The sequence below is a fragment of the Streptomyces sp. NPDC059897 genome, from assembly GCF_042730865.1.
Lineage (GTDB): Bacteria > Actinomycetota > Actinomycetes > Streptomycetales > Streptomycetaceae > Streptomyces.
The window spans coordinates 384,914-405,398 of record NZ_JBHWKQ010000001.1 but is presented as its reverse complement, the minus strand read 5'-3'; the positions used below and the strand labels follow the sequence as shown (position 1 = coordinate 405,398).

At 71.5% G+C, this 20,485-nt stretch carries 19 protein-coding genes; 9 read left to right on the top strand and 10 right to left on the bottom strand.

Going from position 1 to position 20,485, the window contains the following annotated elements:
• The first annotated feature begins 166 nt into the window (after positions 1 to 166).
• The gene (locus ACFV9W_RS01955; RefSeq protein WP_385754485.1) at positions 167 to 913 is read left to right on the top strand and encodes an SAM-dependent methyltransferase; all 747 of its coding nucleotides are present in this window, start codon (positions 167 to 169) and stop codon (positions 911 to 913) included.
• A gap of 128 nt (positions 914 to 1,041) precedes the next feature.
• On the opposite strand, the gene ACFV9W_RS01950 is transcribed toward ACFV9W_RS01955, so the two are convergent.
• The 7 genes from ACFV9W_RS01950 to ACFV9W_RS01920 all read right to left on the bottom strand — a co-directional run bounded on the left by ACFV9W_RS01950 (position 1,042) and on the right by ACFV9W_RS01920 (position 7,174).
• A complete protein-coding gene (locus ACFV9W_RS01950; protein ID WP_385754483.1) occupies positions 1,042 to 2,322 on the bottom strand; it encodes a YeeE/YedE family protein in 1,281 nt (426 codons plus the stop codon).
• Positions 2,323 to 2,615: 293 nt separating this feature from the next.
• Positions 2,616 to 3,071 carry a DUF6228 family protein gene (locus ACFV9W_RS01945; protein WP_385754480.1) on the bottom strand — a complete coding sequence of 152 codons (456 nt, stop codon included), beginning with the start codon at positions 3,069 to 3,071 and terminating at the stop codon, positions 2,616 to 2,618.
• 33 nt (positions 3,072 to 3,104) lie between these two features.
• Positions 3,105 to 4,190 carry an ABC transporter ATP-binding protein gene (locus tag ACFV9W_RS01940; RefSeq protein ID WP_385754478.1) on the bottom strand — a complete coding sequence of 362 codons (1,086 nt, stop codon included), beginning with the start codon at positions 4,188 to 4,190 and terminating at the stop codon, positions 3,105 to 3,107.
• Positions 4,187 to 5,023: a molybdate ABC transporter permease subunit gene (gene modB / locus ACFV9W_RS01935; protein WP_385754475.1), complete on the bottom strand. Its 837-nt coding sequence runs from the start codon at positions 5,021 to 5,023 to the stop codon at positions 4,187 to 4,189. The genes ACFV9W_RS01940 and modB overlap by 4 nt, the downstream gene beginning before the upstream one ends.
• Complete coding sequence (gene modA, locus ACFV9W_RS01930) at positions 5,020 to 5,841, bottom strand: molybdate ABC transporter substrate-binding protein (RefSeq protein ID WP_385754472.1); 822 nt, start codon at positions 5,839 to 5,841, stop codon at positions 5,020 to 5,022. Before modA ends, modB begins: the two co-directional genes overlap by 4 nt.
• 189 nt (positions 5,842 to 6,030) lie before the next feature.
• Entirely contained in the window at positions 6,031 to 6,426 is a 396-nt protein-coding gene (locus tag ACFV9W_RS01925) for a molybdopterin-binding protein (RefSeq protein WP_385754470.1), read from the bottom strand.
• Between the two features lie 73 nt (positions 6,427 to 6,499).
• Complete coding sequence (locus ACFV9W_RS01920) at positions 6,500 to 7,174, bottom strand: TOPRIM nucleotidyl transferase/hydrolase domain-containing protein (RefSeq protein ID WP_385754898.1); 675 nt, start codon at positions 7,172 to 7,174, stop codon at positions 6,500 to 6,502.
• A 274-nt stretch (positions 7,175 to 7,448) separates the two neighbouring features.
• Here ACFV9W_RS01920 and ACFV9W_RS01915 point away from each other — a divergent pair, with 274 nt between their 5' ends.
• Positions 7,449 to 10,142, top strand: a complete 2,694-nt coding sequence (locus ACFV9W_RS01915) for an ATP-binding protein (RefSeq protein WP_385754467.1) — start codon at positions 7,449 to 7,451, stop codon at positions 10,140 to 10,142.
• A 64-nt stretch (positions 10,143 to 10,206) separates the two neighbouring features.
• Here ACFV9W_RS01915 and ACFV9W_RS01910 read toward each other — a convergent pair whose 3' ends face one another.
• Positions 10,207 to 10,623 carry a nuclear transport factor 2 family protein gene (locus ACFV9W_RS01910; RefSeq protein ID WP_385754464.1) on the bottom strand — a complete coding sequence of 139 codons (417 nt, stop codon included), beginning with the start codon at positions 10,621 to 10,623 and terminating at the stop codon, positions 10,207 to 10,209.
• Between the two features lie 105 nt (positions 10,624 to 10,728).
• Positions 10,729 to 11,643, bottom strand: coding sequence for an alpha/beta hydrolase family protein (locus ACFV9W_RS01905; RefSeq protein ID WP_385754461.1), 915 nt, complete (start codon positions 11,641 to 11,643; stop codon positions 10,729 to 10,731).
• 178 nt (positions 11,644 to 11,821) lie between these two features.
• On the opposite strand from ACFV9W_RS01905, the gene ACFV9W_RS01900 reads away from it, so the two are divergent.
• Together ACFV9W_RS01900 and ACFV9W_RS01895 are read left to right on the top strand one after the other, a co-directional pair.
• Positions 11,822 to 12,667, top strand: coding sequence for a helix-turn-helix domain-containing protein (locus ACFV9W_RS01900; protein WP_385754458.1), 846 nt, complete (start codon positions 11,822 to 11,824; stop codon positions 12,665 to 12,667).
• Positions 12,668 to 12,819: 152 nt separating this feature from the next.
• The gene (locus tag ACFV9W_RS01895) at positions 12,820 to 13,425 is read left to right on the top strand and encodes a DUF4822 domain-containing protein (RefSeq protein ID WP_385754455.1); all 606 of its coding nucleotides are present in this window, start codon (positions 12,820 to 12,822) and stop codon (positions 13,423 to 13,425) included.
• A gap of 63 nt (positions 13,426 to 13,488) precedes the next feature.
• Here ACFV9W_RS01895 and ACFV9W_RS01890 read toward each other — a convergent pair whose 3' ends face one another.
• Positions 13,489 to 14,160, bottom strand: coding sequence for a GntR family transcriptional regulator (locus ACFV9W_RS01890; protein WP_385754452.1), 672 nt, complete (start codon positions 14,158 to 14,160; stop codon positions 13,489 to 13,491).
• 199 nt (positions 14,161 to 14,359) lie between these two features.
• Between ACFV9W_RS01890 and ACFV9W_RS01885 the strand changes: the two genes are divergently transcribed.
• From ACFV9W_RS01885 to ACFV9W_RS01865, 5 genes are all read left to right on the top strand, one after another.
• Positions 14,360 to 17,245 (top strand): AMP-binding protein, encoded by a 2,886-nt coding sequence (locus tag ACFV9W_RS01885; protein ID WP_385754449.1) that lies wholly within the window; start codon positions 14,360 to 14,362, stop codon positions 17,243 to 17,245.
• A gap of 83 nt (positions 17,246 to 17,328) precedes the next feature.
• Complete coding sequence (gene madL, locus ACFV9W_RS01880; RefSeq protein ID WP_385754446.1) at positions 17,329 to 17,757, top strand: malonate transporter subunit MadL; 429 nt, start codon at positions 17,329 to 17,331, stop codon at positions 17,755 to 17,757.
• Between the two features lies 1 nt (position 17,758).
• The gene (gene madM, locus ACFV9W_RS01875; RefSeq protein ID WP_385754444.1) at positions 17,759 to 18,523 is read left to right on the top strand and encodes a malonate transporter subunit MadM; all 765 of its coding nucleotides are present in this window, start codon (positions 17,759 to 17,761) and stop codon (positions 18,521 to 18,523) included.
• A 102-nt stretch (positions 18,524 to 18,625) separates the two neighbouring features.
• Positions 18,626 to 19,198, top strand: a complete 573-nt coding sequence (locus ACFV9W_RS01870; RefSeq protein WP_385754441.1) for a TetR/AcrR family transcriptional regulator — start codon at positions 18,626 to 18,628, stop codon at positions 19,196 to 19,198.
• Between the two features lie 63 nt (positions 19,199 to 19,261).
• Positions 19,262 to 20,479, top strand: a complete 1,218-nt coding sequence (locus tag ACFV9W_RS01865) for a GDSL-type esterase/lipase family protein (protein ID WP_385754439.1) — start codon at positions 19,262 to 19,264, stop codon at positions 20,477 to 20,479.
• Positions 20,480 to 20,485 lie beyond the last annotated feature (6 nt).

The window sequence follows — 20,485 nt, the reverse complement described above, 5'->3', positions numbered from 1 at the left end:
GGTGGAGACGCGGAACCGGAGCGCCTACGGTGGCCGGGTTCACGACCCATACGTTCCGAACGATCAAACGAGGTGTGCTTGATGACGGTCCGAGCTACGACTGCCGACTCCGGTCGACTGTCCTTCGCGGAAGCCCTGACCTCATCGAACGTAAGGAACACCCCTCGTGGATCTGCCACGCATCTTCACCATTCGCGAAAGTAGCCACCGCATCCACAACCCGTTCACCCCGGGCAAGCTCGCCGCCCTGGGACGGGCGCTGCACCTGGCGCCCGGCACCCGCGTGCTCGACCTCGCCAGCGGTTCGGGCGAGATGCTGTGCACCTGGGCCCGCGACCATCAGGTCACCGGGACTGGAGTGGACATCAGCACGGTGTTCACCGAGGAGGCCCGCGCCCGCGCCGCCGAACTCGGTGTCGCCGACCGGATCTCCTTCGTCCACGGCGACGCCTCCGGGTACGTCGCGGACGAGCCGGTCGATCTCGCCTCGTGCGTCGGGGCGACCTGGATCGGGAACGGGGTGGCCGGCACCGTCGACCTCCTCGCCCGGAGCCTGCGCCCCGGCGGCCTGATGCTCATCGGCGAGCCGTACTGGCGCCGGGAGGTGCCGGACGAGGAGACCGCCAAGGCCTGCCACGCCACCAGCAAGACGGACTTCCTGCTGCTGCCGGAACTCATCGAGAGCTTCGGCGACCTCGGGTACGACGTCGTGGAAATGGTGCTGGCCGACCAGGACAGCTGGGACCGGTACCAGGCGGCGCAGTGGCTCAACATGCGCCGCTGGCTCGACGAGAACCCCGGTGACGAGCTGGCCGCCGAGGTACGGGCCGAGCTCACCACCGAGCCCGCCCGCTACACGCGCTACCAGCGCGAATATCTCGGGTGGGGAGTCTTCGCGCTGATGGCGCGCTGACGCACGTACGAGAGAACACGTACGAGAGAACACGTACGAGAGAACACGTACGAGAGAACACGTACGAGAGCGGGCCCGGGGAACACGCTCCCCGGGCCCGCTTTCCTCGTGCTGACTGTCCTACGGAGTCAGCACACGCTGTCCGACGGCTTCGGGTTGCCGAGGCCGAACAGCGGGCGCAGCCGCAGACCGGCCCAGGTGCCGAGGATGGCGACGGCGCCCCAGATCCAGCCGTGCAGCGAGCCGGAGACGATGCCCGCGAGGTACGCGCCGATGTTGCAGCCGCCCGCGAGGCGCGCGCCGATGCCCATCAGGATGCCGCCGAGGACCGCGGCGACGGCCGTACGGGCGGGGATGCCGCGATGCAGCTTCCACACGCCGCCCGCCGCTGCGGCGACCGCCGCGCCGACCATGATGCCGATGTCGGTGAGGCTCGTCTTGTCGGCGAGGACCGGGCCCGCCAACTGCTCGGCGCTGCCGGGCTGCTGCCAGAACGCCCACGTCTCGGGGGACCCGCCGAGCGCGCCCACGACCTTCGAGCCCCACAGCGAGAACGCGCTGGTCACGCCCCAGGCGCCACCGGACACGAGCAGCACGCCCGCGCCGAGCACCGCGAGGACGACCGCGCCCGCCGCCAGCGGCCAGGAGCCGCGGACCGTACGCAGCAGCGCGCCCTTCGCCGACGGCGGCGTGCCGACGGGCGGGGGGTTGCGGCGGGCCTGCACGGTGCGCGCGACGAACCAGATGGCGGCGAGGGCGACGATGGTGATTGCCCAGGAGCCGAACCAGCCGACGTGGTCGGACAGCAGGTACGGGTCGAGCGCCGGCAGATCGCCCCAGAGTCCGAACTGCCAGGCGGCGAGGGTGGAACCGACGATGAACCCGAAGAGGGTGAGGACGATCGAGGTCTGGCCCGAGCCGACGGCGAACAGCGTTCCGGAGGCGCAGGCGCCGCCGAGCTGCATGCCGACCGCGAACACGAACGACCCGACGATGAGCCCGATGCCGATCGGCCCCGCGCTCGGCGCGGGCACCGAACCGAACAGTCCGGTGCCGGTGCCGATGATCAGCGCGAAGAGCGTCGCCGTGCTGCCGAGCAGCAGGGTGTGCGCCCGCAGCCCGGTGCCATTGCCGACGGCCACGAGCTGCCGCCAGGCGGAGGTGAACCCGAACCGCGAGTGGAACAGCGCGAATCCGAGCCCGAGGCCGAGCAGCAGCAGGACGCCGGGCTTGGCGCCGTGCTGCACGAACACGTAGGCGGCGAGCGCCGCGCCGATGACACCGGAGCCGACGAGCGGCCCCCACCGGGTGGGCGGCGCGGCCTCGGCGACCGGGGCGGGCGAGGAGGTCGGGGACGGGGTGAGCAGGGCGGCGCGCGGCGGCGCCCCGGCGGGGGGAGCGGTGGTCACGGCAGATCTCCGGCAGGTGGAGTGGGAGTTGTTCGGGCGCGGTGGGAGAACGTCAGCGACGACAGAGCGCGTCGTCGACACTCCACGTCGTGGCCGCGAAGAGCGCGAGAGCCAGGTGCCGAGCGGGTCCGAACATGTGCGCCACTTTAGGCCGCGCATCGGGATTCGTGAGACGGCGTCTCACATCGCGAGCGCAGACATGTCCAGGTTTTGGCGGTGCGTGCCGGTGGCTGTCGCGGTCCTCGCCGGTCACCGAGGCTGTGCTCGCCGGTCACTGTCGCGGTGCGCGCCGGTCAGAGAGGCCGTGCGGCAAGGAAATACCGGACGTCGGCCGCCAGGGACGCCATCTGCTCTCCCGCCTCCAGCACGGTGGTCACCGAGGCGCTCCAACCGCCGCTGCCCCACGGCCGAGGCCGCACTGTCCAGGTCAGCGCGACGTGGCCACCGGGCCGAAAGGTGGCTGACACCATGAGGGCACGCTCGTCGTTCTGCCACACCCGTGCGTCGCTCCACCCCCGGAAGTCCGTGGCGAGCTCTTCCAGGAAGGCGACCAGATCGCTGTCCCAGACCCAGGCGACGACCTCGTCGTTCCGGGCGGACAGGCCGGGAGCTTCCAGTTCGACGGCGTAGTGCACCGAGTCCTGGTCGAAGCTGAAGCGGTCGCTGAAGCGCACACTCACCGTCAGGTCGTCCCGGCAGCGGATCGTCAGGCCGGACTCGTCGTCGGTACCGGCATCCGGGATGGTCATGGGAGGAACGCTAGGTGCGCGGCAGGGCCCGCGTCACGCCGGATACGCGTGCGTCTGCGTCGCCTTCACCGTTGCCCATATCTCCGCCCCGAGGTGCAGGCCCAGCTCCGCCGCTGCCACGGTCGTGAGGTCCGCGGCCAGCGGAAGCTCGCCGGACAGGGCCGCGCGGATCTGGTCACCGTGTGTCTCCATGCCGCTCACCTCGCAGCGCCACAGGTTGCGGGCGCTGGAACCCGTGGGCCGCTCGCGGTGCAGCGTCACCGCGCTCGGCGGGAACGCGACGAAGACCGGGCCGTCCAGGTGCTCCGTCGTCGTGATCGCGGGACCTGAGTCGTCCACGTGGACGGTGTGGCCCTCCGCCCGGCCCCGGTACAGGTTCAGGCCGACGAGTTGCGCGATGTAGTCCGTGCGCGGGCGGCGTGCGACGTCCGACGGTGCGCCCTCCTGGACGACGCTGCCGTGCTCGATGACGACGAGCCGGTCCGCCAGCACCATCGCGTCCAGCGGGTCGTGCGTGACCAGGACCGCGACCGCCTCGAACTCGGCCAGGTGGTGGCGGAGTTGGGCCCTTACGTCGAGGCGGGTGCGAGCGTCGAGTGCGGCGAGCGGCTCGTCGAGGAGCAGTAGCCGCGGCCGCGTGGCGAGGGCGCGGGCGAGTGCCACGCGCTGGGCCTGGCCGCCGGACAGGCGACGCGGCTTCGCCCCGGCGTGCTCGGCGAGCCCCATCCGGTCGAGCCAGGCCTGCGCCCGCGTACGGGACTCGGCCTTCGTGGCGCCCTGGCAGCGCGGCCCGAACGCCACGTTGTCGAGCGCGGTCAGGTGCGGGAACAGGAGGTAGTCCTGGAACACCACGCCCACCGGGCGGGACTCGGGCGGCGTGCCGTCGAGCGCAGCCCCGTCCAGCGTCAGGTGCCCGGCGTCCAGCGGCGTCAGGCCCGCCAGGGCGCGCAGCGCCGTCGTCTTCCCGGCCCCGTTCGGGCCGAGCAGCGCGACGACCTCACCGGGTTCGGCGGTGAGTGCGACGTCGAGCCGGAAGTCGCCGCGGTCGACGACGAGCCGCGCGTCGAGCCCGGCCCCCGCCACGTCCTCGGGCGCCACCGTCTTCTGAAGGTCGGTCATGAGGCGGTCATCCAACGGTCGCGCAGGCCCGCCAGGACCGTGATCGACACGGCCAGCAGCACCAGGCTGAGGGAGATCGCCGCCGCCGGATCGCTCTGCATGGCGAGATAGACGGCGAGCGGCATGGTCTGGGTGCGGCCGGGGAAGTTGCCGGCAAAGGTGATCGTCGCCCCGAACTCGCCGAGCGCCCGCGCCCACGCGAGCACCGCGCCGGCCGCGATACCGGGCGCGATCAGCGGCAGCGTCACCCGCCGGAACGCGGTGAACCGGGAGGCACCGAGCGTCGTGGCCGCCTCCTCGTAGCGCGGATCGGCCGCCCGCAGCGTGCCCTCGACGCTGATCACGAGGAACGGCATCGCCACGAACGCCTCCGCGATCACGACCCCCGTCGTGGTGAACGGCAGCGTGATCCCGAACCAGGAGTCGAGGTACTGGCCGACGACACCGTTCCTGCCGAGTGCCGTGAGCAGCGCGACGCCGCCCACCACGGGCGGCAGCACCAGCGGCAGCGTCACCAACGCCCGTACGAGACCGCGCCCCGGGAACTCCGTGCGTGCCAGCAGCCACGCCAGCGGCACCCCGAGCACCAGACTCACCAGCGTCGCCAACGTGGCGCACACCAGCGACAGTTGGAGCGCCTGCCACACCTCGGGACTGGTCAACTGCTCGGGCAGCTGCGCCCACGGGGCCCGTACGAGCAGTGCGATCAGCGGCACCACCAGGAACGCCAGGCCCACGAGCGCGGGTACGAGCAGCGGCAGCGGAGGGACGCGGCCACGGCGCCGCCGCGACCCACCCTCCACGGTGTCCTTGTCCTGTGCCGCCACTGTCACGGCTTCAGGAACCCGGCGTCGGTCAGCGCCCTCTGCCCGTCCGCGGACTTGACCAGCTCGATGAACGCCTTGCCCGCCGCGGCGTTCGGTGCCTTCTTCAGCGGGGCGATCGGGTAGTCGTTGATGGCGTCCTCGGACTCGGGGAATTCCACGCCTTCCACCTTGTCACCCGCCGCGTGCACATCGGTCTTGTACACGACCGCCGCGTCCGCCTCCTTCAGCTCCACCTTCGTCAGGGCGCTCTTCACGTCCTGCTCGTACGAGACCGGGGTGAGGTTCAGCTTGCTCGCGCTGAGGGCCGTCTGAGCGGCGGCGCCGCACGGCACCTCCTTCGCGCACAGCACGACCTTCTGGCCGGGCTTCGTCAGGTCCTTCAGCGACGACACCTTGTGCGGGTTGCCGGGGAGGGTGGCGATCTCCAGCTGGTTGCGGACGAAGGTGCTCGGCTCGCCCTCGGCGTCACCCGCGTCGGTCACCGTCTTCATCGTCTTGGGGCTCGCGGCCGCGAACACATCGGCGGGCGCGCCGCCGGTGATGCCCGCGGCGAGGCTGTCGCTGCCGCCGAAGTTGAAGGTGACCTTGGTGCCGGGGTGCTCCTTCTCGAACTGCTTGCCCAGCTTCGTGAAGCTCTCCTTGAGGGAGGCGGCGGCGAACACGTTCACCGTCCCGGAGAGCTTCTTGCCGCTGGACGAGTCCGCGGCGGACGAGCCGGAGCCGGACGATCCGCAGGCGCTCAGCGTCAGCACCGCCGCCGTCCCGATGCCGGTCACCTGCAGCACGCGGCGGGTCGTGGTCCTGCGCGCGGAACGGGTTGTCACGGTTCAGCTCCCCTGCTGTGTCCTGGAACGCTTACGGCGACCATACTGCCGCATCTGCCAGGCAGGAGTCCCCTGTGGGTTCGCATGATCCCGGCTGGTGGGCGGTATGGGTGCGCATGTGCGTTCGTACGGGAACGGTGCGGCGCGGGGCGGCACGACAGGGCACGGCGCGGCGCGGCACGGGGAGGGTCAGGTGCGGTCGATATGGACATTCGTCGACTTCACGCGGGCCGTGGCCTCCATGCCGACCTCAAGGCCCAGCTCCTCCACCGCCTCCCGCGTGAGCAGCGAGACCAGCCGGTGCGGACCGGCCTGGATCTCCACCTGGGCGGCGACGTCGCCGAGCTTCACGGCGGTGACGATGCCGGGGAACGCGTTGCGCACGGAGGTGTACGAGGGGTGGTCGTCGGCGTCGTCGCCCGCGGCCAGCTCCACGGAGAACGCGGCGAGGTCCTTGCCCTGGACGACCCGGCGCCCGCTCGCGTCGCGCTCCGTGGTGATCCGCCCGGCGTCCGCCCACCGCCTCGCGGTGTCGGCGCTGACGCCGAGCAGCCGTGCGGCCTGGCCGATTGTGTAGGACTGCATGCGGCAAAGATTAACTTCGGCCGCTGCGCGGAGATCGCTCGGCGCACCTGCCCACAAGGCCGCGGTGCCCCGCCTACATGCGCGCGAACAGCTCCTCCAGCGGCGCGGGCACGCACCCGGCGTCGCACGCCGCCTCCGTCAGCAGCCGCCCGTAACGGATCTTGCGGCCTGCCTTGGTGCCCATGAAGCGGCGCAGCCGGCGGTGCGGGGTCCAGTCCCGCTGGGCGGGCTGGCGGGCGAAGGTCTGCCAGGGGGACCACCCGCCGGCCTCCCGGATCAGCTCCTCGACGCGTACGACGCCGAGCGCGCGGATGAACTCGTCCTCAAGGTCCGCGACGCACACGAAGACGGTGTCCATGGCCGCGTCCGTGGCCGTGCCCGTGCCCGTGCCCGTGCCCGTGCCCGTGGCCGTGTCCGTGCCCGTGGCTGTGTCCGTGATCAGCGCCCGGTCGTAGTACCGCCGTTCGCGCTCGTCGCACAGCCCGGTCAGCCGCAGCCCCAGCCCCTCCGGCCCGAGCAGCCGGGCGTACCGGCCGACGTTCATCGCGCCACCCATGGACACGACGCACACACCCTCCGCCGCGAGGTCGCGCCCGCGCCGCTCGGCGAGCGCGTCAACCGCTGCGGCGTCGCTCAGCCCTTCGAGGAGCACCGCGCCGCGCACCCGCAGCCGCCCGGCCAGCGCGCGCACCGGCTCGCCGGGACCACCCGCGGCCCACGCGCCGACCGCCTCGTGGAACGCCTTCATGCCCGCCGTGTCCGTCGTCTCCGTCACGCGCTCAATCCTCCGATGGAAGGGCCGGGAGCCCAACCGAGTATCACGGCGGGGAGGAATCTCGGTCGAACCGCTCCCGCGCCGCACGACGCCGGCACTAGCCTCGAAGTCCGTTCAAAGCGCCTATGTGTGCCATGGGCACATTCCACGGGTCGTTTCTCCAGGCACGTACCGCGACCCGCACAAATCCAACGCCAGTCCACGCAAGCTCGCACAACCCCATATAAGGCGACCCCCAGGGACCCGCATGGACGCCACACCTCCAGGACCCCGTCTCTTCGAGCGCGACCTCGAAATGGCCGCCGCGACCCGGGCGTTGGACGCGCTGTGCGGTGCGCGGCGCACCGGCGGTGTCGTCGTCTACCGGGGTGAGGCGGGCGTAGGGAAGACCGCGCTGCTCACCCGGATCGCGGACGCCGCCCGCACCCGCTGCACGGTGTACGTGGCCCGGTCCGGCGAAGCCACCACGCATCAGCCGTTCCACATGGTGCGGCACCTCCTCGGCCCCGCGCTCGGCCCGGCCACGTCACAAACCGGTCCCGCTCTCGACGTCGCGGGGCCCGCCCTCGGCCTCACCGCACCCGGCGCCCGCCCCGCCGACCCGCAAGGCGTCCGCGACGCGCTCGACACCCTCCTCGCCGAACTGGCCCGCGAGCGGATCGCCGCCCCGGACGGCCCGAAGCCCCTCGTGCTGCTCGCCGACGACGCCCACTGGGCCGACGGCGAGAGCCTCACGTGGCTCGCCTCGCTGGCGCCGCGCCTCGCCGGACTGCCGGTCCTGCTCGTCGTCGCGCACCGCCCCGAAGAACTCGCGGACACCTCGCGCGAGGCCGCGGGGAACCTCGCCGCGCTCGCCCGCGCCGCCCGCCTGCACGTCACCCTCCAGTCCCTCACCCAGGAGGCCACCGGCGACCTGGTGCGGGGTGTGCTGGGCGACGCGGCCGACGACGTGTTCTGTCGCGAGGTGTGGGCGGTGACCACCGGGAACCCGTACGAGGCCGTGGAGTTGCTCGCCAAGTGCAGCGCGAGCGGCCTCGCTCCGACGCAGGACGCCGCGCCCGTGCTGCGCGCCTTCGGCACCACGGCGCGCGGCGGCGGCATCGTGGCCCGGCTCGGCGAACTCGACGCGGACTGCAACCGGTTGGCGTGGGCCGCGGCCGTCCTCGGCACCGACATCACGTTCGCCTCGGCGGCCGGTCTCGCGGGCCTGCCGCCGGAGCGGGCCACCCTCTGCGTACAACTGCTGCGCGAGGCCCGCATCCTGGCCCCCGACGGGGCGCCGGGCGGCCCGCGCCCGCCCGCCTTCGGCGAGGTCCTCGACCCCTCCGAGCCGCTCGACTTCCAGCACCCCCTCGTCGGCACCGCCGTCTACCGCGGCATCCCGACCGCCACCCGCACCGCCCTGCACGGCCAGGCCGCCTGGACGCTGACCCGGCGCGGCCACGGGCCCGCGGCGATCTCCCGGCACCTCCTGGAGGTGCACCCCGACGACGACCACGAGGCGGTCCGCCTGCTGCGCGAGGCCGCCGCCGAACACCTCGCGGTCGGCGCCCCCGAAGCGGCCCGCCGCTGCCTGGAGCGCGCCCTGCGCGAACCGCCGTCCGTCGTCAACCGCGCCCAAGTGCTCTACGAACTCGGCTGCGCCTGCCTCCTCTCCTCGCCCGCCACCACCGTCAAGCACCTGCGCGCGGCCCTCCAACTGCCCGGCCTCACCCAGCAGTTGCGCATCGACGCCACCCTGCGCCTCGCCCAGGCCCTCGCCCACGGCAACGACATGCGGGACGCCGCGCGCTGCGTCGCCGACGCGGCCGCCGCCACCCCGGCCGGAACCCAGCAACTGCGGCTGCTGGCCGCCCGGTTCATGTACGAGGCGTTCCTCGCCGAGGAGGACGACGGGCCCGCACGCTCCGAGCAACTCGTCCTGCTCGCCGACGCGTTGCCGGGCGCGGACAACGCCGAGCGCGCCCTGCTGACCCTGCGCGCCTTCGACGCGATGCTGCGCGGCGAGCCCGCCGACCACATCTCGGACCTGTGCGACCGCGTCCTCGTCGACGGCCGGCTCCCGCCCGGACTCGGCTGGACCGACACCGAATGGGGCTTCGAGATCCCCGCCCTGCTCGGCATCACGCTCGCCTACATCGACCGGCTGCACGACGCGGAGGGCCTGTTCAGCGAGGCGTTGCGGACCTTCGAGCTGGGTGGCTGGAGCGGCGCCCACCTGGCGTTCGCGCACATCCTGTGCGGAGCCGTAGAGCGCAGGCGGGGCCGCCTCGTGGAGGCCGAGGCGTACCTGCGCGAGGGCCTGCGGCTCGCGGGGCGGATCGGCGACCGGGCCACCGTCCAGTGGGACGCGCTCTGCCTACTGATCGACACACTTCTCGCCCGCGGCCACGTCGACAAGGCCCAGCAGCTCGCCGACGACCACGGGTTCTGCCCGCCCTACCCGGACGCCCTGATCCTCCCCGACGTCCGCTCGGTCCGCGGCCGCCTGCTGCGCGCGCTCGGCCGCGCCAAGGACGCCAGGGCCGAACTCGAGGGCACGGCCGCCTCGACGACGAAGCGTGGCCGCCACAACGTGCAGTGGGCGCCCTGGCCCTACGATCTCGCGGACCTGGTCGCCGACGACGACCCCGACCGCGCCGCCGCCCTGCTTGCCGACGCGCGCCACTGCGCGCGCGTGCTCGGCACCCACAGCGCCGTCGGTGAGTCCCTGCGCCGCGCCGCCGCGTCGACCCCACCGGAACAGGCCCGCGCCCTGCTCACGGAGGCGGTCCGGGAACTCGCCGCGTCCCCGGCGGCGTACGAGGAGGCCGCCGCGCGCCTCGACCTGGCCGAAGCCACAGCCGACCCCAACCAGGCCCGCCGCGCCCTCACCCTGGCGGAAACCTGCGGCGCGGCCGGCTTGGCGGAACGGGCGCGGATGCTGCTGGGGGCGATCTAGTGCCGCATCAGGCAATGCTCCTCCCGAGCCCCGGACCACGCGGCCAAGAGGGGGCTCATGGAGCTCAGTTCGGGGCTGCCGCCGTGATGTGGCTCAGCACGCACAGCCAGCGGCCGTTCCGGTTCACGAACACATCGGTCGTCCACTCGTCGGCGTCGAAGCGTTGGCCCTTGTAGTGGGCCGTGTTCGTCATCCGCCCTGTGAAGACCGCGGTATCGCCGTACACCCGGATCCTCGGCGGGCTGATGCTGGTCATGGCCGAGTGGGTCAACTCCCCAGAGTCGACGAGCGACAGAAACTGCTCCTTGGCGGAGACGCCCGACTCGGAAACGATGACCCATTCATCGGCCATGAAGCTACCGATCCGGGAGGCATCGTTGGAGACGATGGCATCCGCCCAGCCCTTCGCGAGGGCGATGAGCCGGGTGTGGACAGGGTCGACCTCTGAGCACTTCCGGGGTCTGCCAGCGCTGTCGCCCATCGTTCGAATCTAACAGGGAATGCCGGCTCCCACTGTCTGCCGACAGGGCGAACGTTGCCTGATAAGGCACTGCGGGGTCTCGGGCCGCCCGAGGGTGACATGGGTTCAGTTCATGTGTCTGTCGAACCAGTCGAGCAGCTGCTCGGGGTGTTCGGGGAAGTAGGTGTAGCCGGACCAGCGGGCGGTGCTGCCCTCGATCCAGAACAGCTTCTTGTCGGCGACGGGGATCGCGTCGAAGATCGCCTGTACGTCCTCGGGCCGGGTGAGTACGTCGTCGCGGACCTGGGTGATGAAGGTGGGCACCTGGCAGCTTTTCGCGTACTCGATGGGCGACACCTGGTCGATGGTGCAGCTGGTGATCAGCTGGAACGCCCGGTCGAAGTCGTCGATCCGGTCCGCGATGCCCATCGCGGCGAGGGCCTGTCCCGCCATCACGCGCAGGGAGACCGGCTGCGGGGTGACCAGGCAGCGGACGTCCTCGAAGAGTTCGGGGTGGCGGGCCATCGCGACATAGGTGGAGTTGCCGCCCATGCAGCGGCTGAGCAGACCGAGCGTCATGCCGGCGGTGTCGGGCCGGGACTTGACGTACTTGAGCGAGCCGGCGACGTCACGGGACTCGAACAGGCCCCAGGTGAAGAGCTCGCCGTTGGCGGCACCGCTGTGGCCGTGGTTGCGGGCGTCGTAGGTCAGGATGTTGTAGCCCGCGTCGTGCAGGGCCTTGTACTCCGGCAGGAAGTTGACCTCGAAGTCGTTGCCGCCGGGAACCATCTGGCTCCACGGCTCCAGGTGCGAGGGGAAGCCGTAGCGGTTCATCGGCAGCGGATGGTTGGCGACGATGAGCCTGTCCGAGCCGGGGGCGGGGATCCACCACGCCTCCAGTGGGGTGCCGTCCAGGGACGGGAAGGTGACGTCCTCGTAGGCCATCCCGTACTCGTCCGGGGTGTGCAGGAGCGGTGCCCGGACCGGGTGGGTGAACATCCCGCCGACCAGTCCGTCGATCATTTCCGAGGTGTCGGCCATGACAGTCTCACCTTCACTTTCTCCCTCATGGCGAAATCGCCCGATATACCCCTCCCTCACAAGGAACCTAGCGTCCGGACTCGGGGGAAGCCACTGTCCAAGGGTGTACTGGCATTACACCCCTGCGTGGCTCTTCCGTACCCCGCTCCACCAGGTGAATCCCCCTAACCTGGCTCCCGTGGACCATGCAGCCGAGACCCGGGCGTTCCTGACCTCCCGCCGCGCCGGAATCAGCCCCCAGGAGGCGGGACTGCCCGCCCCCGGCCCCCGACGGGTACCGGGGCTGCGGCGCGCCGAGGTCGCCCGGCTCGCCGGGATCAGCGTCGAGTACTACGCCCGGCTGGAGCGCGGCAACCTGTCCGGGGTGTCGGACCAGGTCCTGGACGCCCTTGCCCGGGTGCTGCGGCTGAGCAAGCACGACCGCACCCATCTGGAGCGCCTCGCCCGCGCTGCCGGGGCGGGACACCGGCGCCGGCGCGGTCCGGCTCCCGCTGCCACGGTGCGGCCGAATGTTCAACACCTTCTGGACTCCATGACCGGCCCGGCCTTCGTCGTGAACGGCTGCGGTGACGTGCTGGCCGCCAACGCCGTGGGCCGCGTCCTCTACGCCCCCATGATCGAGTCCGCAGGGGGTGGCACCCCCAACCACGCCCGGTTCACTTTCCTCGACCCCCGCTCCCACCAGTTCTGGGGCGACTGGGAGAGCGCGGCAGACAACCTCGTCGCCCTCCTGCACGCCCAGGTCGGCCGCGACCCGTACGACAAGGCCCTTACCGATCTCATCGCGGACCTGACCACCCGCAGCCAGGCGTTCCGCACCCGCTGGGCCGGCCACGGCATCCTCCAGTTCCACCAAGGCGCCAAGGTCATCCGTCATCCCGATGCCGGCCTTCTCCACCTCTCCTACGAAACACTCGACCTGCCCGGCGACGATCTGATCCTCTTCACCTACGGCGCCGAGCCCGGCAGCGAATCCGAAGACGCCCTGCGCATCCTGGCCGGCCGTGCCGCGGATCAGTGCTGAGAGGCATCATGCGGAGCTGATCGGGCTGGTCAGGGCCGGGGCATCCGTGTGTCACGGCCGTCCGGTCGACTCGCGGATCGGCAATCCAGGGCACCCATCAGTAGCCGATCGGATGACATGCCCGCCCCGATACCGCCCATAGCGTCGAGGACATGAACATCACTCGCATCTCCCGCCGTCCCGCTCTCACCGCGTCCGCCATCGCGATCGCCGTGTCCGCCCTGGTCCCCGTCTCGGCCATGGCCGCCGAGGCACCTGCCGCACCGGCACCCGCATCGGCGTCCGCGGCGCAGAAGGACGCGACCCCGTCCGACCTGCTCGCCTCGACCCCGTGGAAGACCACCAGCGCCGTCGACCAGGACGGCAACCGCGTCGCCCTCGACGACCCGGCCGTGTCGAACTTCGTGGGCTGGGCGTACTTCGACGCCGACGGCACGTACACCATGTACAACCTCGACGACAGCCCGAAGATGAACGGTGACTGGACCGTCAACGCCGACGGCTCCGAGCGCTGGATCAACTCGAAGGACGCGGACGGCGACGTGCTCTTCGAGCGCACCGTTCCGATCACCCAGCTCGACAAGAACACGTTCACCTACCGCGTCGTCCCGAACGCCGACGAGCCCAACGTGTACTACGACATCGTGCACACCAAGACCAACCACGCCGAGCCCGGCACCGACGACCGCGGCCCCGGCGCGAACGGCAACCAGGGTGGCAACGGCGAGTACCACTTCAACAACGGCAACGCCCGCTGATCGCGATCCGCCGGAGCGGTTCGGCCCCCCGTCGCCAACGGGGGGCCGAACCGCTCCGGCGCGTCACCCGGTGACCGGCTCCGTCAAATGCCGCCACGTACGCACCAGTTGGCTGAACTCCTTCACCTGCACGAGCACGTGCTCCCGCGCCGCCTCCTCCGCCCGGTCCGCCGCGCCGGAGGCAATCGCGTCGGCGATCGCCCGGTGCTCCGCCAAGGACCGCCGCATCCGGTCCGGCACCCGCAACTGCAGCCGCCGGTACGGCTGGAGGGCCCGCTTGAGGGCGTGGGCCTGCTGCCGCAGATACTCGTTGCCGCACGAGTCGTAGACGACGCCGTGGAAGCGGGCGTTGGCGTAGTAGTACGGGTCGGCGTCGCCCGCGTGCGCGTGCTCCTCGCACTCCTTCAGAGCGTCCTCCAGCTCGGCGAGCGCCTCCCGCTCGATGCGCCGCGCCGAGAGCCGCGCCGCCATCCCCTCCAGCTCGGCCATGACCTCGAAGCGCTCGGCCAGCTCGGACACGCTCAGCTCGGTCACGTACGTGCCCTGCTTCGGGCGGATCTGCACGAGCCCGGACCGCTCGAGCGCCTGCAACGCCTCGCGCACCGGCGTGCGCGAGCAGCCGAATTCGCGCTCCAGCTCCGCCGGGTCCAGGCGCTCGCCCGGCCGGTACCGGCCGTCCACGACCGCGTTCTCCAGGGCATCACGCACGCGCCTGGCCTCAGGGACTCGAGCCATCTCCACCTCCGATTGCCCAGATTATCGGCCTGCTCCAGGGGGTAGCGCCGGTGCTTCCCGTCATCTACGGTGCGCTTGTTATATACATCACGGTCAATGATGCATATCAAGCCTGTGCGGCCCGATGGACGGACGGCTGGACGGCCGGATGCCCCGACCGCCGGATGGCATGTGGGGAAACGTGGAGAGAGGAGCGGCGATGGACCGGCACGACGGCTGGCTGCTGTCCGACCTGTACCGGGCTCTCGGGGAGCGGCGCACCGGCCGCCCGGAGCCCGATGCCCCGCTCGACCAGTTGCTCGCGGCCTGCGAGGTCCTGATGAGCGACGTCGGCGAGGCCTCCATGCGCGCCGTCGCGGCCCGCGCCCTCGCCGCGTACGACGCGCTCGACGACGCGGGCAGGATCGCCTTCTTCGCCCACATCACCAAGACCTACGACGCAGACGCCGACCAGGTCCGTGCCGCCTACCGCCGCTGGGAGGAGGCCCGCGCCGCCGGCTCCCAGGGCGAGGCGGAGCTCGTCGGCCTCTTCGACGTCGTCGAACCGGCCCGCCAGCAGCTCCTGCGCCGCATGAACCACGCGCCCGACGCCACCCTCGCCCTGGTCCACATGCGTGCCGACCTGCGCCGCCTGCTGCCCGCCCACCCCGAACTGCGGCCCCTGGATCACGACTTCCTCCACCTGCTGACGTCCTGGTTCAACCGCGGCTTCCTGCGCATGCAGGAGGTCACCGTGGACTCGCCGCCGGAGCTGCACCACCATCTGCTGCGCGGCGAGCGGGTGCACCCGATGGCGAACGAGGCCGAACTGCGGCGCCGCATCGAGCCCGAGGACCGCCGCGTCTACGCCTTCTTCCACCCGGCCACCGGCGACGTACCCCTGATCTTCGTGGAGGTCGCCCTCGTCCGCGGGTTGCCCGACAGCATTGCCCCGCTGCTGGAACCCGGCCCCGTGCTCAGCCCCGCGCAGGCGGACACGGCGGCGCTCTACTCCATCAACAACGCGCTCGACGGCCTCGCCGGAGTCTCCTTCGGCAGCTTCCTCATCAAGCAGGTCATCGAGCAGGTCGGCGAACAGCTCCCGCACCTGACACAGTTCGCGACGCTGTCACCGATCCCCGGATTCCGGGCGTGGCTGGAGGGTCAGGCAGAGCGCGATCCCGAACTCGCCGCTCTGGCTGCGGAGTTGAGCGCCCCGGACGCCGCCGCCGAGGGCGGCACGGCCGACCGCATCCGCCCCCGCCTCCTCCCGGTCCTCGCCCGCTACATCACCTCCGAGCGGCGCCCCGACGGCCGTCCTCTCGACCCGGTCGCCCGCTTCCACCTCGGAAACGGCGCCGCCGCCTGGCAGTTGGACTGGCCCGCCAACGCCTCACCCGACGCCTGGCGCCAGTCCTACGGCGCAATGATCAACTACCGCTACGAACCGGACCAGTTGGAGCGCCGCCACGAGGACTTCGTGCGCCGCGGCTCCGTCGCGGTCGGCGGCCCGCTGGCGACCGGCAACACCCTCAAGAAAGGAACCACCTCGATGACCACCCCGACAGGCACGCGCGAGAGCGATCCGGCGGCACCCTTCCGCACCATCCACCGGTCCTTCGCCGCGCAGGTGGAACTCCGCCCGGACAAGGCGCTCTTCGAGCTGCCCGGCGGGCGGTCCGTGACCTACCGCGAGACCGCGGACCTCGTGCGGCGCATCGCCGCGCGCCTCGTCGCCGACGGTGTCACCCCCGGCGACCGTGTCGCCATGCAGGTCGACAAGTCGGTCGAGGCCATCGCCCTCTACCTGGCGACGCTGCAGATCGGTGGTGTGTTCCTGCCGCTCAACACGGCCTACACCGGCGCCGAGATCGACTATTTCATCGGCGACGCCGAGCCCCGCGTCCTCGTCTGCCCGCCCGAGCGCCGCGCCGACCACGCCCACCGCGAGGGCCCGAACCTCGTCGTCGAGACCCTCGGCGTCGCGGGCGACGGCAGCCTCCTCGAAGGCGACGCCCACCACGACGACGTACACGAGTCGACAGCCGACGACCCGGCGGCCATCCTCTACACCTCCGGCACCACCGGCCGCTCCAAGGGTGCGATCCTGACCCACCAGAACCTGGCGTCCAACTGCGAAGCCCTCCTGGGCAGTTGGCAGTTCACGTCCGAGGACCGGCTGATCCACGCCCTGCCGATCTTCCACGTGCACGGCCTCTTCGTCGCCGCCAACATGGTGCTCGCCTCGGGCGCCTCCATGTTCTACCTGCCGAAGTTCGACGCCGACACCATCGCGGAGCTGTTGCCGCGCGCCACCGTGCTCATGGGCGTGCCCACCTTCTACACGCGGCTCCTCAAGCACGAGAAGGTCACCCCGGAGACCTGCGCGTCCATGCGCCTGTTCGTCTCCGGCTCGGCGCCGCTGCTGGCCAGCGACCACGAGGCGTTCGAGGCCCGTACCGGACACGCCATCCTCGAGCGCTACGGCATGACCGAGACCGGCATGAACACCACCAACCCGTACGAGGGCGGCCCCCGCAAGCCCGGCACCGTCGGCAAGGCGCTGCCCGGCACGGAGATCCGCGTGGTCGACGCCGAGACCGGAAAGCCGCTGCCCGACGGGGAGGTCGGCAGCGTCGAGGTCCGCGGCCCCAACGTCTTCGCCGGCTACTGGCAGATGCCCGAGAAGACCGCCTCCGAGTTCCGCGAGGACGGCTTCTTCATCACCGGCGACCTCGGACTCATCGACGAGGACGGCTACCTCTGCATCTCCGGGCGCGGCAAGGACCTGATCATCTCGGGCGGCTTCAACGTCTACCCCAAGGAGATCGAGAGCCTCCTCGACGCCCACCCCGCGGTCCTCGAATCCGCCGTGATCGGCGTCCCGCACCCGGACTTCGGCGAGACGGTCGTCGCCGTGGTCGTCGCCGCGCCCGGCCAGGAGCCGCAGGAGCGGGAGCTCATCGACGCCATCTCCGCCGACCTCGCCCGCTTCAAGCACCCGCGCGCCGTACGCGTCGTGGAGTCGCTGCCCCGCAATGTCATGGGCAAGGTCCAGAAGGCTGAACTCCGCAAGAGGTACGCGGACTTGTTCACGACGTCCTGACCCTCACCCACCCTCCCCATTCCTCGTTCCCCCCCCCACGTGCTCGCTTACTTACTTCCCGGTCTCTCAATGTGGAGAAGACGATGGTCCTCTATGGAGTGGCAGCGCTGGCGGTGTGCATGCTCACGGGCACGCTCGTCGGTGAATACCTGGGCGAGGCGCTCGGCGTCGACGCCAATGTCGGCGGCGTCGGCTTCGCCATGATCATGCTCGTGTTCGCGACCCACTGGCTGCGCCAGAAGGGGAAGTTCCCCGAGGCCAGCGAACAGGGCGTGCTCTTCTGGAGCGCGATGTACATCCCCATCGTGATCGCGATGGCGTCGACGCAGAACGTGTACAAGGGCGTCACCGGCGGCCCGATGGCCTTGCTGGCCGGGCTGCTCGCGCTCGTCGCGGGTTTCGCCCTGGTGCCGGTGATCGCGCGGATCGGAGGGCGCGGGGAACCGCTCCCGGACCCGGACGAAGCTCCCGCATCCGAGGTCGGCGCCGCCACCGCGAAGCAGGGGGTCTGACGTGGATACGTTCGTCTCCGTCTGCAAGGACAACGGACTCATAGTCGCCTTCGCCCTGGTCGGCACGTTGATGCTGGTCTCGGCCTGGGTGTCCAAGAAACTGACCCGAGGGCGGCTCCAGGGCTCCGCCATCGCCATCGTGCTCGGCCTCGCGCTCGCCTACTGGGGCGGCTCGGCGACCGGGGGAGAGGCGGGCGTCGCCGACATCGCCGCGCTCTCCGGGATGAGCCTGATGGGCGGGGCGATGCTCCGTGACTTCGCGATCGTCTCCACCGCGTACGGCGTCGACCTGAAGGAGATCAAGGGCGCGGGCCCCGCCGGGGCGCTCTCGATTCTGCTGGGCGTCGTCGTCTCCTTCGTCGCGGGCGCGCTCGTCGCCGCGCTCTTCGGCTACCGGGACGCGGCCTCGCTCGCGACCATCGGCGCGGGCGCGGCCACGTACATCGTGGGTCCCGTCACGGGCACCGCGGTGGGCGCGAGTTCGGACGTGATCGCGCTGTCGGTCGCCGCGGGTCTGGTCAAGTCCGTGGTGGTGATGGTGGGTACGCCGTTCGCCGCGCGGCTGATCGGCCTGAACAACGCCAAGTCGGCGATGGCCTTCGGCGGCCTGCTCGGCACCACGTCCGGCGTCGCCGGCGGCCTCGCGGCCACCGACAAGCGCCTCGTCCCGTACGGGGCGATGACCGCGACCTTCTACACGGGCGTCGGCTGCCTCCTGGGCCCTTCGCTCTTCTACGTGTCGCTGAGAGCGCTCGTCGGCGGGTGACGGCTCCCTGCCCAAAGGCTTCGGGATTTGCCTAAAGGGTTTAGCTAGGTGCACACTCGACATAGGTAATGGCGAGTGGGTGCAAGGGGAGGTCGTACGGACATGGCGCGCGTCGGACTCACCACGGAGCGGCTCGCGCGGGCCGGGGCCGAGCTCGCGGACGAGGTCGGCTTCGAGCATGTGACCGTCTCCGCGCTGGCCCGCCAGTTCGACGTGAAGGTCGCGAGCCTGTACTCGCACGTCAAGAACTCGCACGACCTGAAGACGCGGATCGCCCTGATCGCCCTCCAGGAGATGGCCGACCGGGCCGCCGACGCCCTCGCGGGACGGTCCGGGAAGGACGCGCTCGTCGCGCTCGGCAACGTCTTCCGGGACTACGCCCGCGAGCACCCCGGCCGCTACGCCGCCGGCCAGTACCGGCTCGACCCGGAGACGGCGGCGGCGAGCGCGGGTGTGCGGCACGCGCAGATGACGCGCGCGGTGCTGCGCGGCTACGACCTCACCGAACCCGACCAGACCCACGCCGTCCGGCTCCTGGGCAGCGTCTTCCACGGCTACGTGAGCCTGGAGGCGGCGGGCGGCTTCAGCCACAGCGCACCCGACTCGGACGAGAGCTGGGCGCGGTCCCTGGACGCGCTCGACGCGACCCTGCGGAACTGGCCCGCGAAGCCCTGACCGCCACGCGGCCCGCGCACGCGCACCCGTTCCCCACCCCGACGAACAGGTTTGGGCACCACCATGAATCACCCCGGCACTCCCGCGTCCGCCAGCGACCCGACGGCCGTGGACGTACCCATCACCGACGACCTCGTCCGCGGTGCGATCGACATCGAACGCACCGCGCGCGGCGGCCTCCTGCCCCACCGCCTCCCGGCCCGGGCCCGCGCCCAGAACCGGGACGGCCAGCTGGCCATGGCCGAGTCGCAGCCCGCGGGCGTCCGCCTCGCGTTCCGCACTCGCGCCACGGTCATCGAACTCGACACGGTGCCGACCAAGCGCGCCTACGTAGGCGTGCCGCCGCGCCCCGACGGCCTCTACGACCTGCTGGTCGACGGGACGCTCGCCGCGCAGGGGAGTGTGACCGGCGGAGACACCCTCACCATCGACATGTCGGCGGGCACCTTCGAGCACACGGCCGGACAGCCCGGCACCGTCCGCTTCGAGGGCCTGCCGGGAGACGCCAAGACCGTCGAGATCTGGCTGCCGCACAACGAGACGACCGAACTCGTCGCCCTGCGCGCCGACGCCCCGGTCGAGCCGGTCCCGGCGTCCGGCCGCAAGGTGTGGCTGCACCACGGCAGCTCCATCAGCCACGGCTCCGACGCCGCGAGCCCGACCGAGACCTGGCCCGCGCTCGCCGCGTCCCTCGGCGGCGTCGAGCTGGTCAACCTGGGGTTCGGCGGCGGCGCCCTGCTCGACCCGTTCACCGCGCGCACCCTGCGCGACACCCCGGCCGACGTGATCAGCGTCAAGATGGGGATCAACATCGTCAATGCGGACCTGATGCGCATGCGGGCCTTCACCCCCGCCGTGCACGGCTTCCTCGACACCATCCGCGAGGGGCACCCGGACACCCCGCTCCTCGTCGTCTCGCCGATCCTGTGCCCGATCCACGAGAAGACGCCCGGGCCCGGCGCCCCCGACTTCAGCAGCATCGCCACCGGTCAGCTGCGCTTCGTCGCCATGGGCGACCCGGCGGAGACGGCCCAGGGCAAGCTCACCCTCGAAACCATCCGCGAGGAACTGGCCCGCATCGTCGCCCAGCGCGCGGCCGACGACCCGCACCTGCACTACCTCGACGGCCGTGAGCTGTACGGCGAGAAGGACCACGAGGAGCTCCCGCTGCCCGACTCGCTGCACCCCGACGCGGAGGCCCACCGCCGCATCGGCGAGCGCTTCGCGGACCTGGGAATCGGCCCCCTGATCGATCACCCGAATGGGCGGGTTACCATTTGAGCGCCG

What these genes read in the sequence shown, in the direction of transcription:
- ACFV9W_RS01945 (WP_385754480.1), bottom strand. Translation starts at nt 3,071, where the DNA reads ATGACCATCCCGGATGCCGGTACCGACGACGAGTCCGGCCTGACGATC.
- ACFV9W_RS01940 (WP_385754478.1), bottom strand. Translation starts at nt 4,190, where the DNA reads ATGACCGACCTTCAGAAGACGGTGGCGCCCGAGGACGTGGCGGGGGCC.
- ACFV9W_RS01925 (WP_385754470.1), bottom strand. Translation starts at nt 6,426, where the DNA reads ATGCAGTCCTACACAATCGGCCAGGCCGCACGGCTGCTCGGCGTCAGC.
- ACFV9W_RS01920 (WP_385754898.1), bottom strand. Translation starts at nt 7,174, where the DNA reads ATGAAGGCGTTCCACGAGGCGGTCGGCGCGTGGGCCGCGGGTGGTCCC.
- ACFV9W_RS01915 (WP_385754467.1), top strand. Translation starts at nt 7,449, where the DNA reads ATGGACGCCACACCTCCAGGACCCCGTCTCTTCGAGCGCGACCTCGAA.
- ACFV9W_RS01910 (WP_385754464.1), bottom strand. Translation starts at nt 10,623, where the DNA reads ATGGGCGACAGCGCTGGCAGACCCCGGAAGTGCTCAGAGGTCGACCCT.
- ACFV9W_RS01905 (WP_385754461.1), bottom strand. Translation starts at nt 11,643, where the DNA reads ATGGCCGACACCTCGGAAATGATCGACGGACTGGTCGGCGGGATGTTC.
- ACFV9W_RS01895 (WP_385754455.1), top strand. Translation starts at nt 12,820, where the DNA reads ATGAACATCACTCGCATCTCCCGCCGTCCCGCTCTCACCGCGTCCGCC.
- ACFV9W_RS01890 (WP_385754452.1), bottom strand. Translation starts at nt 14,160, where the DNA reads ATGGCTCGAGTCCCTGAGGCCAGGCGCGTGCGTGATGCCCTGGAGAAC.
- ACFV9W_RS01885 (WP_385754449.1), top strand. Translation starts at nt 14,360, where the DNA reads ATGGACCGGCACGACGGCTGGCTGCTGTCCGACCTGTACCGGGCTCTC.
- madL (WP_385754446.1), top strand. Translation starts at nt 17,329, where the DNA reads ATGGTCCTCTATGGAGTGGCAGCGCTGGCGGTGTGCATGCTCACGGGC.
- ACFV9W_RS01870 (WP_385754441.1), top strand. Translation starts at nt 18,626, where the DNA reads ATGGCGCGCGTCGGACTCACCACGGAGCGGCTCGCGCGGGCCGGGGCC.
- ACFV9W_RS01865 (WP_385754439.1), top strand. Translation starts at nt 19,262, where the DNA reads ATGAATCACCCCGGCACTCCCGCGTCCGCCAGCGACCCGACGGCCGTG.